15 protein-coding genes are annotated in these 14,677 nt (G+C 69.5%); 6 read left to right on the forward strand and 9 right to left on the reverse strand.

Features of this window, described 5'->3' with window-relative positions:
• Positions 1-74: 74 nt before the first annotated feature.
• From ACWEKS_RS02765 to ACWEKS_RS02785, 5 genes are all read right to left on the reverse strand, one after another.
• Positions 75-1,319, reverse strand: coding sequence for a primosomal protein (locus tag ACWEKS_RS02765; protein ID WP_452338484.1), 1,245 nt, complete (start codon positions 1,317-1,319; stop codon positions 75-77).
• 33 nt (positions 1,320-1,352) lie between these two features.
• On the reverse strand, positions 1,353-1,688 hold the full coding sequence (locus tag ACWEKS_RS02770; protein WP_452338485.1) for a YbaB/EbfC family nucleoid-associated protein: 336 nt from the start codon (positions 1,686-1,688) through the stop codon (positions 1,353-1,355).
• Positions 1,685-2,026, reverse strand: coding sequence for a hypothetical protein (locus ACWEKS_RS02775; protein ID WP_452338486.1), 342 nt, complete (start codon positions 2,024-2,026; stop codon positions 1,685-1,687). The genes ACWEKS_RS02770 and ACWEKS_RS02775 overlap by 4 nt, the downstream gene beginning before the upstream one ends.
• 61 nt (positions 2,027-2,087) lie before the next feature.
• Positions 2,088-3,248 carry an NlpC/P60 family protein gene (locus tag ACWEKS_RS02780; RefSeq protein WP_452338487.1) on the reverse strand — a complete coding sequence of 387 codons (1,161 nt, stop codon included), beginning with the start codon at positions 3,246-3,248 and terminating at the stop codon, positions 2,088-2,090.
• A gap of 94 nt (positions 3,249-3,342) precedes the next feature.
• The gene (locus ACWEKS_RS02785) at positions 3,343-3,666 is read right to left on the reverse strand and encodes a type VII secretion target (RefSeq protein ID WP_452338488.1); all 324 of its coding nucleotides are present in this window, start codon (positions 3,664-3,666) and stop codon (positions 3,343-3,345) included.
• Between the two features lie 139 nt (positions 3,667-3,805).
• Here ACWEKS_RS02785 and upp point away from each other — a divergent pair, with 139 nt between their 5' ends.
• Positions 3,806-4,429, forward strand: coding sequence for a uracil phosphoribosyltransferase (upp, locus tag ACWEKS_RS02790; protein WP_452338489.1), 624 nt, complete (start codon positions 3,806-3,808; stop codon positions 4,427-4,429).
• 13 nt (positions 4,430-4,442) lie between these two features.
• Here upp and ACWEKS_RS02795 read toward each other — a convergent pair whose 3' ends face one another.
• Positions 4,443-5,999 carry a phospho-sugar mutase gene (locus ACWEKS_RS02795; RefSeq protein ID WP_452338490.1) on the reverse strand — a complete coding sequence of 519 codons (1,557 nt, stop codon included), beginning with the start codon at positions 5,997-5,999 and terminating at the stop codon, positions 4,443-4,445.
• A gap of 10 nt (positions 6,000-6,009) precedes the next feature.
• A complete protein-coding gene (locus ACWEKS_RS02800) occupies positions 6,010-6,813 on the reverse strand; it encodes a purine-nucleoside phosphorylase (RefSeq protein ID WP_379394875.1) in 804 nt (267 codons plus the stop codon).
• 258 nt (positions 6,814-7,071) lie between these two features.
• On the opposite strand from ACWEKS_RS02800, the gene ACWEKS_RS02805 reads away from it, so the two are divergent.
• From ACWEKS_RS02805 to ACWEKS_RS02815, 3 genes are all read left to right on the forward strand, one after another.
• Positions 7,072-7,776, forward strand: a complete 705-nt coding sequence (locus ACWEKS_RS02805) for an enoyl-CoA hydratase/isomerase family protein (protein WP_452338491.1) — start codon at positions 7,072-7,074, stop codon at positions 7,774-7,776.
• A 265-nt stretch (positions 7,777-8,041) separates the two neighbouring features.
• On the forward strand, positions 8,042-9,229 hold the full coding sequence (locus tag ACWEKS_RS02810) for a M20 family metallopeptidase (RefSeq protein ID WP_379394972.1): 1,188 nt from the start codon (positions 8,042-8,044) through the stop codon (positions 9,227-9,229).
• 137 nt (positions 9,230-9,366) lie between these two features.
• Positions 9,367-10,485, forward strand: a complete 1,119-nt coding sequence (locus tag ACWEKS_RS02815) for a M20 family metallopeptidase (RefSeq protein ID WP_452338530.1) — start codon at positions 9,367-9,369, stop codon at positions 10,483-10,485.
• Between the two features lie 81 nt (positions 10,486-10,566).
• Here ACWEKS_RS02815 and ACWEKS_RS02820 read toward each other — a convergent pair whose 3' ends face one another.
• A complete protein-coding gene (locus tag ACWEKS_RS02820) occupies positions 10,567-10,980 on the reverse strand; it encodes a PPOX class F420-dependent oxidoreductase (protein WP_379381939.1) in 414 nt (137 codons plus the stop codon).
• 117 nt (positions 10,981-11,097) lie between these two features.
• Complete coding sequence (locus ACWEKS_RS02825) at positions 11,098-11,577, reverse strand: gamma-glutamylcyclotransferase (protein ID WP_356997244.1); 480 nt, start codon at positions 11,575-11,577, stop codon at positions 11,098-11,100.
• Between the two features lie 303 nt (positions 11,578-11,880).
• Between ACWEKS_RS02825 and ACWEKS_RS02830 the strand changes: the two genes are divergently transcribed.
• Positions 11,881-13,284 (forward strand): NAD(P)H-quinone dehydrogenase, encoded by a 1,404-nt coding sequence (locus ACWEKS_RS02830; protein WP_452338492.1) that lies wholly within the window; start codon positions 11,881-11,883, stop codon positions 13,282-13,284.
• Between the two features lie 197 nt (positions 13,285-13,481).
• Positions 13,482-14,666, forward strand: a complete 1,185-nt coding sequence (locus ACWEKS_RS02835) for a hypothetical protein (RefSeq protein WP_452338493.1) — start codon at positions 13,482-13,484, stop codon at positions 14,664-14,666.
• Positions 14,667-14,677: the final 11 nt, after the last annotated feature.

Here is a 14,677-nt window from a genome sequence, read left to right on the forward strand (position 1 = left end):
GTGTTGCCGGAATAGGTTGTCCCGCAAATCGATTCGGGCCGCACCCGGAGGTGCGGCCCGAATCGCGGCTCCGATCAGCCCTTCTGCAGGCGTCCCTCGAAGGCGGACTCCAGGACCTTCCAGGCATCCGCTTCCGCCGCGAACGGCGGATTCGGGGCCATCCGGGTCGGGTCGGGGTTGAGCAGGTAGGAGACGTACCAGCCCAGCGGGGTGGACACGGCCAGGGCCGCTTCGACCGAGTCGTCCTCGGCGTAATCGGCTGCGTCGGTGAACAATTCGACGGCCAGGTCGAGCTGGTCGGTGTCCACGGACTTGGGGCCGGCCGCCAGATCATCGGACAGGCCGGGCAGGACGTAGACGTTCTCCTCGTCGACCTCGACATCGAGGGAGCCGTCCACGGCGGCGGTCTGCACCTCGCCGTAGGTGCTCACCCGGGCCAGGTCGTGGTCGTGGTCGTCGGCCAGGTAGCGGGCCAGGGCGCGCTCGGAACCGAAGACCGTGATGGTGCCGTCCTTGCCCAGGAAGATGGGCTCGTCGTCGACGTAACAGCGCAGGGTGAAGACGGTGCCGTCGGAGGTGACGATCTTGACCGGGTCGATGCCGACCTCGTGCCAGAACGAGAGCTCCTCGTCCTCTTCGTCGTCCTCGTCCAGGTCGACGGCCTCGATCTCGTCGTCATCGCTCTCGGCCGCGTCCTCGGCGTCGACGATGTTCTCCTGCGCCGCAAGCAGTTCCGCCTCGGCGACCGAGACCGCGTCGGCGTCCACCTCCGGAATCGTCACCACCGAGTCGATGGCGTCGATGACCGCTTCCCAATCCTTGGCGATGGCCGCGCCGATCTGGTCCCACAGTTCCTCGCCCTCGCGCCCGGCGAAGGCGCCGACGCCGCCGGCCAGTGCGCCCAGCACCGGGTGCGAGCCGAAGAACTTGGTGACGGTGTCGAGTTCGCACACGTCGCCGATATTGCGGACCATCTCGAGGGTCTCCTCGAGCTCGGAGACCACCTCCGGGTCGGGGTCGTCCGCGGCCAGTTCGGGCACGCCGACCAGATCGAAGACGTACTGCTCCTCCGGCTCCAGTTCGGCCGCCGACAATCCGGCGATGATCTTCCAGGCCGGATGATCCACCAGATCGTTGTCGGAGTTGGTGCGAATGAACGCGGCCAGCTCCGCGACGGACTCGAATCCGTACAGGTCTTCCTCGTGACCGAGGAACGCCTGCCACTCATCGTCACCGTCTCGCCAGCGGGGTGCCCAGAGGGTGACAAGATCGCCTTTGGTCAGGCCGAGCGCGATCGGGACGATGTCTCCAGAAGCCATGACCGGAAGCCTATCCAGTCGCCGCGTCAGGCACTATCCGGGCCGCCCCCCAACATTTCTGGAGGCGTCTCCGCCGGACACTGAGTCGTTCAATCGGGCAATGATTCGGGAGCGCCGCGCGGTCGCCTCGGCGGCCGCCCGCTGACACGTCCAGAGGATCAGCCGCGACACCTCGGCGGGAGCGCGCGAGGTCACCGACTCGGCCAGCCACAGCCCGGTCAGGGCGCCGTCGCCATCGACCTCGGCGGTCACCGCACCGTCCTCGGACGTGCAGCGGCCACTTATCCGGGACAGCCCGCGCAGCGTGGCCTCGAGTGCTTCCAGCTTGTCGTCGACGCCCTTGACCAGTGCGTCCATTTCGGCGCTCATCGGTTCCGCAGCCAACTGGTCTGTCCGGCATCGGCGTCGTCGAGCCGGTCCAGCTCGTCCACCACGGCCTGCCGGGTGGGCAGGCCCAGCCGGTCCAGCATCGCCTCCGGGACGCCGGCCTCGGCCAGCTGTTCGCGCCGCCGCGCCCGGGCCACGATCGCCGAGCGCCGGGTGAGCCGCAGCATCTCGGCGGCGAGAGCCGGTGCGCCGTACCGGTATTCAGCGCGCTCGAACCGGATCTCCACGGGCATGCCCTGATCGGTGGCGCGCACCGACACCGTGCCGGATCGATTGGTGGCCGCGGCGACGGTCACCGCCGGAACCTGTGGTCGCGTCATCCTGTCTCCCTTCGAAACGCCTGTTCGTGGCCCGAATGCCATAGCTGTGGGCCGGTAGTACCTAGGCGGTGGGCCGGTAGAAACCGAGGAACCGCATCCCGCTGTTCTCGGTCCGGATCGGCCCGATCCGAACCGGATCGCCCGCCTCCACCAATTGCCCGTTCCCGATCACCATCGCAACGTGGCCGTCCCACACCGCAAGATCACCGGGCATCAAGTCCCCTGGACCGACCCGCTGGTGCCCGTACCCCTGCTCCTGCGCCAGCCGCGGCAGCGAGACACCCGCCTGCGCATAGGCCCACTGGGTCAGACCGCTGCAATCCATCCCTGCCCCGGGCGTCTCCCCACCCCACACATACGGTGTCCCCACCGCACTCAACGCATTCCGAACCGCATCCGCCGCCTGCTGATTCGGCGCTTCGACGGTGCTCCCATCCGGCAGCGTCACCCGCACCCCACCCCCTTGCGGCCGCGTAACCGTCGAATCATGGCCGTGATCAGGCGTCTTCGGCGTCGTCACCGCCGCCGGGCCGGTGTGCGGGCCGCCCGGCGAGAGCCCGGACCCGAGCAGCGTGTCCCCGGCCGCCGCGACCGCGCCCCCGGCGGCCGCGAGGCTCGCCCCGGCCTGCGGCGCCACACTGTCCACCGGAACGCTCGCCGCCGGTACGACCATCGCATCGCCCGGTCCGGACGACTCGGGTGTCACCTGGCCGGGCGCCGGGACAGGTAGCGCCAACTCCGCCATGAGCGCAGTCTCCGAAGCCAGTTCGGCCCGCACCCGCTCGACCACCCGCATGGCCTGCCCGATGTGATCGATCGCCGACTCCACCAGGGCCGCGACCCCACCCGCGGTGAACCCGGCCGCACCCATCGCCTCGACCTCCACCGTGAACGAACGCAGAATCTCCTCCACCTCCCGCCGCCCGGCGGCGACCTCCGCATCCGCCCGCTCCACGATCGCCGCCATCGCCCGCCCCCGCTCGGACGCCATGGCGGCCGAGGTCTGCACCCGCAGCGCCTCGTCCACCGCCGCATCACCGGCCCGCCCCCGCCACGCGTCGGACATCCGGTCGACACTCGCCCGGCTCTCGGTGCGAACCCGCTCCACAGCAGCCGACGTCTCCCGCAGCACCTCGGCGGCCCCGCCGGACCCGGACCCGAAGCTGCGCAGCAACTCGACGATCGGCTCCGCCAGCGCCCCGACCGCCGGCTCCCCGCTCATCCGCCCACTCCCGCCCGAGTCCTCCCGCACCGCAATCCTTTTCGATCCACCCCGCCGCGCTGCCTTGCCGCCCAGCGGATCTCGGGTGCGGCTGTCACGCGCTCGACTCCGCGCCGGCGGCGCCCAGCGTCGCGGCATACGCGCTGTCGTGGCCGGTGTAGGCGGCCGTGGCGGTGGCGGTGGCGGCGCTCATGGCGGCGAGGGCCGTCGAGACCTCGTCGAGAGTGGTCACGTGGGTGCCGTGCGCCGCGGCGTAGGCGGTGAGGAAGTCGGCGCCGATGAGGCCGAAGGCGGGCACGAGTAGTTCGGGGGCGGCGGTGGCGGCATGCGCGGCGGCGGCCGCGAGATCTGCGCCGAGGACGGTGGTGGTCGTCGCGTAGGCGGTGAGGCCGTCGGGATGGATCGAGAGGCGGTGCATGAATGCCCCCTTCATGCGGGTCGCGGGATGGATGTGTGCTGCACGGGGTTGGACGCGGGGCGGGGCCGGGCGGTTCCCGGGGCGGAAGAATTCCGGTGGGCGGGGATCGCGGACGGCGGTGCTGACCTATGGTTTTCGTATGCGCACACTCGTCGTGGACCATCCGCTCGCTGCCGCTTTGCTGACCACCATGCGAGATGCCCGGACGACCAATCCGACATTCCGGGCCGCGCTCCGGGACCTGACCGGGATTCTGGTCTATGAGGCCATGCGAGACGCCTCGGTGGAGCGATTCCCGATCGCCACGCCGGTGGCCGCGGCGGAGGGGACGCGGCTGAATGCTCCGCCATTGCTGGTTCCGGTGCTGCGCGCGGGGCTGGGCATGGTGGAGACCGCGGAGAACCTGATTCCGGACGCCCGGATCGGGTTCGTGGGCCTGGCCCGCGACGAAGAGACGCATCAGCCGACCCCGTACATGGAGTCGCTACCCGACGACCTGTCCGGCACCCCGGTCATGGTGCTCGACCCCATGCTCGCCACCGGCGGCTCCATGGTCTACACCCTGGACCTGCTGGCCACCCGCAATGCTCGCGACATCACCGTGCTGTGCGTGGTCACCGCGCCGGAAGGCATTGCCGCCCTGGAGAAGTCGGGTCATCCCGTGCGCCTGGTCACCGCCTCGGTGGACCGCGGCCTCAACTCCGACGCCTATATCGTCCCCGGTCTCGGCGACGCCGGCGATCGCCAATTCGGACCGCGCTGAACCGCTTCCGGGCTCAGAGCTTCTCGCAGAACATCCGGATCTCGGAGAGCCGCTGCGCCGCAGCGGCCTTGGCTTCGGCGAGACCGTCCCGATCGGCCACGGGCACGACCGTCTCCAGATAGCACTTGAGCTTCGGCTCGGTACCCGACGGCCGGATCACCACGCGTAGTGTCGGGCCCTCGAAAACCAGTGCGTCGGTACGCATCTGCCCGCGCAGCCGCGCCATATCGGTGCAGCCCACCGCTTCCCCGGCGATCTCGGTCGGTGGCATCTCACGCAGCCGGGCCACCACGGCCGCAGCCTCGCTCACATCCGGCAGTCGCAGCGACACCTGATCCCCGGCGTGCACACCGAATTCGACCGCGAAGTCGTCGAGGACGTCGAACAGCGTCCGCCCTTCCGCCTTCACCTGTGCCACCAGATCCGCCGCGACGACCGCCGCGGAGATACCGTCCTTGTCGCGCACCGCGGCCGGGTCCACGCAGTGGCCGATCGCCTCCTCGTACGCGTACACCAGGCCCGCACCCGCGCGGGCCAGCCACTTGAAGCCGGTCAGCGTCTCCGCGTACCGCGCCCCGCGCGCCGGAGCCAGCTTGCTCAACAGCCGCGACGACACGATGGTCGTGGCCACCAGGGAGTCCGGCGCGGCCGTCCGCAGCACGAAATCGCCCAGCAGCACCCCGGTTTCGTCGCCCCGCAGCATCCGCCACCCGTGCGGTCCCCGCACCCCGAGCGCGCACCGATCCGCATCCGGATCGAGCGCGATGGCGATATCCGCGTCCAGTCGTTCGGCCAGCCCCAGCAGCAGATCAGCCGCGCCCGGCTCCTCGGGATTCGGAAACGCGACCGTCGGAAAATCCGGATCCGGCGCGAACTGCTCGGTGACCACCAGCACGTCGCCGAACCCCGCACCTCGGAGCGCGGCCACCGCCAACTCCCCGCCGACCCCGTGCATGGCGGTCAGCGCGATTCGAATCTCACTGCGCCGCCGGGTCGGGGCCTCGCCGCCGATCAGGCTGGGCAGCAGGGTGACTCGGGCCAGATAGCGGCGGACGATCTCCTCGCCCAACTCTTCGGCGGGAGTGCCCGCGGGTAGTCCGAGAATGCTCGGGTCCGGGGCGGCCGGTCCGGGATCGGTGCGGGGGATCTGCCCGGTGACGGCGTCGATGCAGCGCTCGATCTCGGCGTCGGCGGGTGGGATGAGCTGGGAGCCGCCGTCGAGGTAGACCTTGTAGCCGTTGTCGGTGGCGGGGTTGTGGGAGGCGGTTATCTGTACTCCGGCAACGGCTTTCAGCTCGCGGACCGCGAAGGCCACCACCGGTGTGGGCAGCGGGCAGGGGAGTGTCAGCACCGAGAAACCGGCCGCCGCAAAGACTTCCGCCGTCGCGGCGGCGAATTCGGCGGAGCCGTGCCGGGCGTCGCGACCCACGATCACCAGTCCGCCGCCCAGGCAGCGGTCGCGCAGCCAGGCGGCGATCCCGGCGGAGGCCCGCGAGACGGTGTCCACGTTCATGCCGTCCGGGCCGTCCTGGAGCGGACCGCGCAGCCCGGCGGTTCCGAAGCGCAGCATCCCCGCGCGCCTAGAGGCGTTCCAGCACGCCGCGCAGCAGTTTGCCCAATCGCGGTGCGGCGGCGTGGCCTTCGGCCAGCACCTCGGCGTGCGAGAGGTGCGCGCCGGTGACCCCGGCGGCCAGGTTGGTGACCAGCGAGATGCCGAGCACCTTGGCCCCGCCCTCGCGGCAGGCGATGGCCTCCAGCACGGTGGACATGCCGACCAGGTCCGCGCCCATGGTGCGCAGCATGCGGATCTCGGCGGGGGTCTCGTACTGCGGCCCGGTCAGGCCCGCGTACACGCCCTCGGTCAGGCCGGGCTCGATTTCCTTTGCCAGCGCCCGCAATTCGGGATCCCAGGCGTCGACCAGGTCGACGAAGTTCGCGCCCTCGATGGGGGTGCGCCCGGTCAGGTTGATGTGGTCGGAGATGAGTACCGCCTCGCCGACCGACAGCCCGTCGCGAATCCCGCCCGCGGCATTGGTGAGCAGCACGGTCTGCGCGCCGGCGGCCAGTGCGGTGCGCACATTGTGCACGACCTGGCCGGGCGCGTGGCCCTCGTAGAGATGCTGGCGGCCCATGAGCAGCAGCACCGGCGCGTCACCGACCGTGACGGAATGAATGGTGCCCTGATGCCCCTGGGCGGTGGGCGATCCGAATCCCGGCACCTCGGCCATCGGAATGGAGGCGGCCGGTTCGCCGATCTCGGCGGCAGCTTCCTGCCAGCCGGACCCCAGCACCACGGCAATCCGGTGCTGCTGCACTCCCGTTCGTTGCGCAATGGCTTCGGCGGCTAGTTCGGAAACCCCGCCCATGGCCTTCTCGGCTAGCATGTCGCCCACCCTAGTACCAGGTGATCTCGTACGCCCCGGGTGTGTCCCCGACCTGCCTTTTTCATCCCCTTTGTCGGAACCGCCTCCCCGCAATTTCTGCGCCCGGCTCGGGTGCCGCCGGCAGTCGTGCCGGCGGTCGGGTGCCGACCCGATTTCGGACGTACCCGATGAATTACCCCGATCCTCGCGAAATCAGTCGTCGCGTCGGCATAAATACCCGTCGGTAGGTATCTGCCCCGCCCCCGCTACGCTGCACGCATGCCGTACTTGAAGCGTGATGGGGATGTGTTCGTGCTGTACCTCGGGACCGAGGGACAGGCCATCGACAACGAGAACCGCTTCCACCCCGACTGGATCACCGAGGTCCACGCGCTGCTCGACGAGGTCGAGGCGTCCGAGGGCCCGGCCGCCCTGGTGGTCACCGCCGACGGCAAGTTCTTCTCCAACGGCCTCGACACCGACTGGCTGTTCGGCAACTTCGACAAGAACTGCTGGTACCTCGACCGCGTGCACTCGCTCTACAGCCGCCTGCTGGCCTTCGGCCTGCCCACGGTCGCCGCGGTGAACGGCCACGCCTTCGGCGCCGGCGCCATGCTCGCCACCTCCTGCGACTTCCGGATCATGCGCGCCGACCGCGGCTTCTGGTGCCTGCCCGAGGTGCACCTGGGCATGCCGTTCACCGTCGCCATGAACGCGCTGCTGACCAATCGCCTGGTCAATCAGGTCGCGGTGGAGGCCATGACCACCGGCCGCCGCTACGCCGCCGATGACGCCATCGCCGCGGGCATCGTGGACGCCAAGGCGGATGCGGATGTGTTGCTGGCCACCGCAGTCGCGCGGGCCGACATGCTCAAGGGCAACCGCAAGCCGAACCTGCCGGTCATCAAGCGCGCGCTGCACCAGCAGGCGCTGGCCGGGCTGGCCGTGGAGACGACCCCGGAGAACCTGGCCTTCAATCCGTAGAGGTCCGTTCCGTCCGCTGTGCGGGGGTTCGAGGGCTCGCCCTCGAACCACTGATTGCTGAGCGTGCCGCGATGATTTTTGCGTGTCCCGCACTCTGCCGGAGATTTTCCGGCTTACCTGCTGCGACAGAGTTGCGCGGCAGTGCGAGACTGTTGGGATGTCACCATCGCGCAACGGCGATGACCGGAGATCCTGCGTACCGATCGGTCGGCACGACTTGTCTGTGCCGTCCTCGAATGCTGCCGTGGCATCGGCGGATCCGGCCCTGCTCGCCGCGGCCGATGCGGCCGTCGCCGGGTACCGCGATCAGCTGATCGCACTCTCCCACGACATTCATGCGGAACCCGAGCTGGCCTTCGAGGAATTCCGCAGTGTCGCAAAGACAATCGAGCCGTTGCGGGAACGCGGATTTCGCATCGAATCGGGCGTGGCGGAACTGCCGACCGCATTCACCGCCGAATACGGCAGCGGAGACCTGGTAGTCGGCATTTGTGCCGAATATGACGCCCTCCCCGAAATCGGCCACGCCTGCGGCCACAACATCATCGCCGCCGCCGGGGTCGGCGCGGCGCTGGGCCTGGCCGCGGTCGCCGACGCCTGCGGCATCACGGTGAAGGTGCTGGGCACGCCCGCCGAGGAGTCCGGCGGCGGCAAGGTGCTCATGCTCGAGCGCGGTGTCTTCGACGATGTCGCCATGGTCATGATGGTGCACCCGGGTCCGGAGGATATCGCCGGTGCGCATTCGCTGGCCCTCGCCGATTTGTCGGTGGTTTTCCACGGCCGGGAATCGCATGCCAGCGCCGCGCCGCAGTACGGGCGAAACGCCCTCGATGCCGTGACCGTCGCGCAAGTTGCTCTAGGTTTGCTACGACAACATCTCCTGCCCGGACAACAACTCCACGGTATAGTCGGATCGGGCGGCGTCGCCCCGAATATCGTGCCCGGACACGCGGAACTGCTGTATTACCTACGTGCGGTCGACTCCGCGACCCTCGATGATCTGATGCAACGAGCATCAGCATGTTTCGAGGCAGGTGCCCTGGCGACCGGGTGCACACACGAAATCCGGAAGCTTGCGCCGACATACACCGAGCTCACTCCCGATAGCGCACTGCTGTGCGCCTATCGCGAGCAGATCACCGCACTCGGCCGCGAGCCGATCGCCCCGGAGTTCGAGGCGGCACGGCCGCTGGGCAGCACCGATATGGGCAATGTCACCAATGTCATCGCCGGTATCCACCCGGTCATCGGCATCGATGCAGGCGGTGCGGTGACCCACCAGCCCGCGTTCGCGGCTGCCGCCGTGAACGCGTCGGCCGATCGCGCCGTCCTGGACGGGGCAACGGCACTGGCTCGCACCGCGATACACATCGCAGGCGACAAATTGCACAGGGACAGGTTGTCGGAACGAGTCATACAACGGCAGTTTCAGCGACAGGAGGACATTCGGTGAGCACAACCGGCCGGTCCGCGGCGCGCGTCAACGGACCACTGGCGGCGTCGTGCGTGAACAACACGCAGACGCCGGCCGGCGCCGCGACGGAATCGGCGACCGGGCACGAGGTAGTGGAGTCGTGGCTCGCGGAGCACATGGACGACCTCACGACGTGGCGTCGCCATATCCACGCCAACCCGGAGCTGTCCCGGACCGAGTTCGGTACCACCGAATTCGTGGAGTCATGGCTGGTCAAGGCCGGGCTCGAGCCGCGCACGCTGCCGAGCGGCACCGGCCTGATCTGTGACATCGGCCCCGACGGCCCGCGCATCGGCCTGCGCGCCGACATGGACGCGCTGCCGCTGCAGGAGTACACCGGGCTGCCGTTCGCCTCCACCGTGCCGGGCGTCTCGCACGCCTGCGGGCACGACGCGCACACCGCGATCCTGCTCGGCACCGCGCTGGCGCTGGCCGAGATCGAGGACTTGCCGGTCGGCGTGCGGCTGGTGTTCCAGCACGCCGAGGAGGTCATGCCCGGCGGCGCCATCGACATGGTCGCCGCGGGCGCCATGGAGGACGTCTCGCGCATGTTCGCGCTGCACTGCGACCCGCGGCTGGAGGTGGGCCGGGTCGGCATCCGGGTCGGTCCGATCACCTCCGCCGCCGACACCGTGGAGCTGGTGCTGGACTCGCCCGGCGGCCACACCTCCCGCCCGCACCTGACCAGCGACCTGGTCTACGCCATCGGCACGGTCATCACCGGCCTGCCCGGCCTGCTCTCCCGCCGCATCGACCCGCGCACCAGCACGGTCATGGTGTGGGGCGCGGTGTCGGCGGGCAAGGCGCCCAATGCGATTCCGCAGACCGGCATGCTCACCGGCACCGTCCGCACCGGCGATCACGCCACCTGGTCGCTGCTCGAGCCCATGGTCCGCGAGATCGTCGAGGGCCTGCTGGCCCCCACCGGCGTCCGCTACCAGCTCAACTACAAGCGCGGCGTGCCGCCGGTGGTCAACGACGAGCAGGCCGTGCGCATGTTCGAGGACGCCATCCGCGGTCTCGACCCCGACGCCCTCGCCGACACCCCGCAGTCCGGCGGCGGCGAGGACTTCTCCTGGTATCTGGAGGAGGTTCCCGGCGCCATGGCCCGGCTCGGCGTCTGGTCCGGTCAGGGCGAGCAACTCGACCTGCACCAGGCCACCTTCGACCTCGACGAGCGCGCCCTCGCCGCCGGAGTCCGGGTCTTCACCAACATCGTGCTGAACGCCGGCTGACCAGAGACAACGAGGCCGGGCCGCACTGAAAAGTGCGGCCCGGCTTCACGTTTCGGGGAATTGCTTCGCCTTGCGGCGGAATTACTTCACCTTGCCGGCGATGTCGCCCCAGGCGTGCCAGCGGTCGATCTCGATCCAGGCGGAGACGCGCTTCTGGTCGCGGACGGCGTAGTCGCTGCCGATGTAGTGCTGGGCGATGCGGTCGATGACCGAGGAGTCGGGGTCGTTCTCCAGGGAGACGATGCGGCCCTGGATGCTGACGTGGCTGTACCAGTTGTCGCCGTCGAGAACGGTGAGGCTGATGCGGGGATCCTCGCGCAGGTAGTCCAGGCGCTTACGGAAGTCGGCCAGGTTCACCAGGATTCGGCCGTTCTCGTACAGATACCAGGTGGCGACCGAAACCGGCTGGCCGTCCGGGCGATTCGAGGCGAAGATCGCCGGGTTGGGGCGGGACAGGAATTCGGCGATCGGGGCGGGTACGGGGGTGGCGGGCATCGGCTTCACTCTTTCGACGGTTCGGAGATCGTTTCCGGTTCCCGTAACAGCGGCGCCGCGCCGAATCTTCCGGCCCCGCCCCGCTGATCCGTCGCACCGCGTCCGATGCGCCGCGCGCTACGGCCCGAAGGTGCCGGGGCCGACGTTCTTGCTGTTGCGGGTGCGTAGCGCGTGCGTGTAATCGTTTGGCGCACCGGCCTTCTCGGCGGCGTCGGCGATGACGCCCAGGTAGCGCGCGGAGGGTAGCCCGCCCTCGTAGGCATCCAGGACGTACAACCACGCCAGCACCGGCTCGCTGCCGGTGCCCGCGTTCGGGGTGACGCGCAGGCGGATCTTCTTGTGGATGCCGAAGTCCGACCCCTCCCAGCGGTCGAGGCTCAGCTCGTCCTCACCGGGGACGTCGTAGAGCACCACGAAGACCCGTTGCCCGGCTTCTTCGACCACCGTCGCCAGCGGTCCCTCCCAGCCGATGTCGTCGCCGGCGAAGGTGAGTCGCCACCCCTCCAGCCAGCCGGTTCCGTACACCGGAGAGTGCGGACAGCGCTTGAGCATCTGCTCGGGATCCATGTTGGACCCATAGGCGGCGTAAATCGGCACCAGGAAAGCCTATCGAACAAACCCGGAAGACCATCCCCGATCCCGATCACAAGGCGGTTCGCGCGGGCCCGATCGATTGCCGCGGAATCGCCGGAAGCCGCGTTCGCCCCGCTCGATGCCGGTTCTGCCTGGGGTGACGGCGAGTTCGCGCGTCCGCCCGTCATGACACGCCGCCTCCCCGAATGGAATGCGCCACAGTGTGAAAATTGTCCGGAGACGCGGTTAAAGCTGTAGGTAGCTGCGGGGATAACGTTAGAGACCGGCACCGGAGATCCCGGGTGCCGACCTGAAAGCGGAGGAACAATGACCCGCATTGCGATCATCGGTGGCGGCCCCGCCGGATATGAAGCGGCGCTGGTGGCGGCACAGCACGGGGCGCCGGTCACATTGATCGACAGTGACGGCATCGGCGGCGCGTGCGTGCTGTGGGACTGCGTGCCGTCCAAGACCTTCATCGCTTCCACCGGCGTGCGCACCGATCTGCGCCGCGCCCGTGACCTGGGCATCACCGTGCATCCCTCGCAGGCGCAGGTGCGCCTGGCCGAGGTGAACTCCCGCGTCAAGGCGCTCGCGCAGGCCCAGTCCTCCGATATCCGCGTCAAGCTGCAGACCGCCGGCGTGACTGTGCTGTCCGGCTACGGGGAACTCATCGACCAGGCCCAGGGTCTGGCCACCCACCTGGTCAAGGCCACCCTCGCCGACGGCCAGGAACGGGTCATCGAGGCCGAGGTGGTGCTCATCGCCACCGGCGCCAGCCCGCGCGTGCTGCCCGGCGCGGAACCGGACGGCGAGCGAATCCTGAACTGGCGTCAGCTCTACGACCTGAAGGAGCTGCCCGAGACCCTGGTGGTCGTCGGTTCCGGTGTGACCGGCGCCGAATTCGTCTCCGCCTATACCGAGATGGGCGTGCAGGTGAAACTCGTCTCGAGCCGCGACCGCGTGCTGCCCGGCGAGGACGCCGACGCCGCCCTGGTGCTGGAGGATGCGCTGGCGGAGCGCGGTGTGGAGCTGGTCAAGCACGCCCGCGCCGACGCGGTGGAGCGCACCGCCGAGGGCATCGTGGTGAAGCTGTCCGACGGCCGCAATATCAGCGGCACCCACGCGCTGATGACCGTCGGTTCCATTCCGAACACCACCGGGCTGGGTCTGGAACGGCTCGGGATCGAGCTGGACAAGGGCGGATACCTGCGGGTGGACCGGGTTTCGCGGACCACCGCGCCCGGCGTCTACGCGGCCGGCGACTGCACCGGCCTGCTGCCGCTGGCATCGGTGGCCGCCATGCAGGGCCGCATCGCCATGTACCACGCGCTGGGTGAGGGCGTGCAGCCGATTCGCCTGAAGACCGTTGCCTCCGCCGTGTTCACGCGCCCGGAGATCGCGACCGTCGGCGTCTCGCAGACCGCCATCGACAATGGCGAGGTCCCGGCCCGTACGGTCATGCTGCCCCTGAACACCAACCCGCGCGCCAAGATGTCGGGCCTGCGACGGGGTTTCGTGAAGATCTTCTGCCGCCCCGCCACCGGCGTGGTGATCGGTGGTGTCGTCGTGGCCCCCATCGCCTCCGAACTGATCTTGCCGATCGCGCTGGCGGTGCAGAACAACCTCACGGTGAATGATCTGGCCCAGACGTTTTCGGTGTATCCGTCGCTCACCGGATCGGTCACCGAGGCCGCGCGTCAGCTCATGCGGCACGACGATCTGGACTAGCCGCAATACGTTTCGGACCCCTTTGTTACCGGCCCGTCTTGCTGCCTTGTCTCCCTTGTGATTAAGTTCGCGGCGGAAGCGATCGGCAGGGCGGTCGCGAGCGTTACGTACGGGGGGTTCTCAATTCCCCTCCGATGCGAGGCTCTTCGATGCCCGGAGCGATCGTGCCGCCGAGGGACGAAGGAATTGAGCGAAACGTGAAGCACCGCAAGCCGAGTCGGATCAAGGCGAGCACCTCCCTGACGCTGGCCGGTGCGGCCGCGGTGGTGTCGCTGCTGTCCGCGCCCGCCAACGCCGCCCCCGCCGACCCGGGCGCGGTCCCGGCCGATCAGCAACAGCCCGACGGCACCCAGCCGCCCACCGAGTCGCCCGCCCCGGACGCGAAGGCACAGGTCGTGCCCGCGCCCAAGCCGGAGAACGTGCAGCCGGGCACCACCAAGCCGCAGCAGAGCCAGCCGGGCGTCACCACCCCGACCACGCCGAACACCCCGGCACCGGACAACGGTGCGGCCAAGCCGGATTCGGGTCAGCCGCAGGGCGCCACCCAGCCGGACGGCACCACCCCGAAGCCGGACGCCAACGCGCCCAAGAGCGATCCGAACGTGCAGCCGGCCGGTACCGACCCGCAGCCCGCGCAGCCCAAGTCGCTGCGGCCCTCGCAGCCGGGTGTGACCGTGCCGCGCGTGGCGCCGCTGCCGGTGCCGGGTCAGTCGACCCAGGCCCAGCCCGCGGTCACCACCCCGCAGCCGACCCAACCGGGCCAGCAGACCCAGCCGGGGCAGCAGGGCGCCCAGCCGGTGAAGCCGAACGACCAGAACGCGCAGCCGGCCGTCACCACCCCGAGCCAGGACCCGGCCGTGGACACCATGACCGGCCAGCCGACCGTCACCCCGCAGCAGCAGCCGCACTGGCAGTCGCCCGCGGTGGACACCGCCCCGGCCGCGCCGGTGGTCGAGATGACCGGTCCGCACACCGAGCTCGGCGTCAACCTCGACGGCGGCGCGGTGCTGCCGGGCTGGGCCGCCAACACCCACCACTTCAGCAACCTGGACGGTTACGTCGGCACCATCGGCTACACCACGCCGGGCGGCCTCGGTGAGGCCGGCATGTCGCTGGACTTCACCAAGGTCAACCAGATCAAGGTGACCGCGTTCGCGGGCAATGGTCCCGACAACGACCAGAAGATGGAGTTCGTGCTCGACACCGCCGCGGCCAATGCGGCCAAGGCCGATGCCGAGAACTTCATCCGCCTGCTGCCGGGCGGCGCTACCGTCCTGGAGGCCGCGGCCCAGATTGGTAAGCTCCCCGAGGGTGATCGGCCGTCGCAATCGGTCGACGTCGCCGGGGTGACCGCGCAGGTGGGCGGTTCGGTTCAGTACTGACAGGTCCCTCA

The organism is Nocardia sp. NPDC004711, from assembly GCF_053601595.1.

What these genes read in the sequence shown, in the direction of transcription:
- ACWEKS_RS02765 (WP_452338484.1), bottom strand. Translation starts at nt 1,319, where the DNA reads ATGGCTTCTGGAGACATCGTCCCGATCGCGCTCGGCCTGACCAAAGGC.
- ACWEKS_RS02770 (WP_452338485.1), bottom strand. Translation starts at nt 1,688, where the DNA reads ATGAGCGCCGAAATGGACGCACTGGTCAAGGGCGTCGACGACAAGCTG.
- ACWEKS_RS02775 (WP_452338486.1), bottom strand. Translation starts at nt 2,026, where the DNA reads ATGACGCGACCACAGGTTCCGGCGGTGACCGTCGCCGCGGCCACCAAT.
- ACWEKS_RS02780 (WP_452338487.1), bottom strand. Translation starts at nt 3,248, where the DNA reads ATGAGCGGGGAGCCGGCGGTCGGGGCGCTGGCGGAGCCGATCGTCGAG.
- ACWEKS_RS02785 (WP_452338488.1), bottom strand. Translation starts at nt 3,666, where the DNA reads ATGCACCGCCTCTCGATCCATCCCGACGGCCTCACCGCCTACGCGACG.
- upp (WP_452338489.1), top strand. Translation starts at nt 3,806, where the DNA reads ATGCGCACACTCGTCGTGGACCATCCGCTCGCTGCCGCTTTGCTGACC.
- ACWEKS_RS02795 (WP_452338490.1), bottom strand. Translation starts at nt 5,999, where the DNA reads ATGCTGCGCTTCGGAACCGCCGGGCTGCGCGGTCCGCTCCAGGACGGC.
- ACWEKS_RS02800 (WP_379394875.1), bottom strand. Translation starts at nt 6,813, where the DNA reads ATGCTAGCCGAGAAGGCCATGGGCGGGGTTTCCGAACTAGCCGCCGAA.
- ACWEKS_RS02805 (WP_452338491.1), top strand. Translation starts at nt 7,072, where the DNA reads ATGCCGTACTTGAAGCGTGATGGGGATGTGTTCGTGCTGTACCTCGGG.
- ACWEKS_RS02815 (WP_452338530.1), top strand. Translation starts at nt 9,367, where the DNA reads ATGGACGACCTCACGACGTGGCGTCGCCATATCCACGCCAACCCGGAG.
- ACWEKS_RS02820 (WP_379381939.1), bottom strand. Translation starts at nt 10,980, where the DNA reads ATGCCCGCCACCCCCGTACCCGCCCCGATCGCCGAATTCCTGTCCCGC.
- ACWEKS_RS02830 (WP_452338492.1), top strand. Translation starts at nt 11,881, where the DNA reads ATGACCCGCATTGCGATCATCGGTGGCGGCCCCGCCGGATATGAAGCG.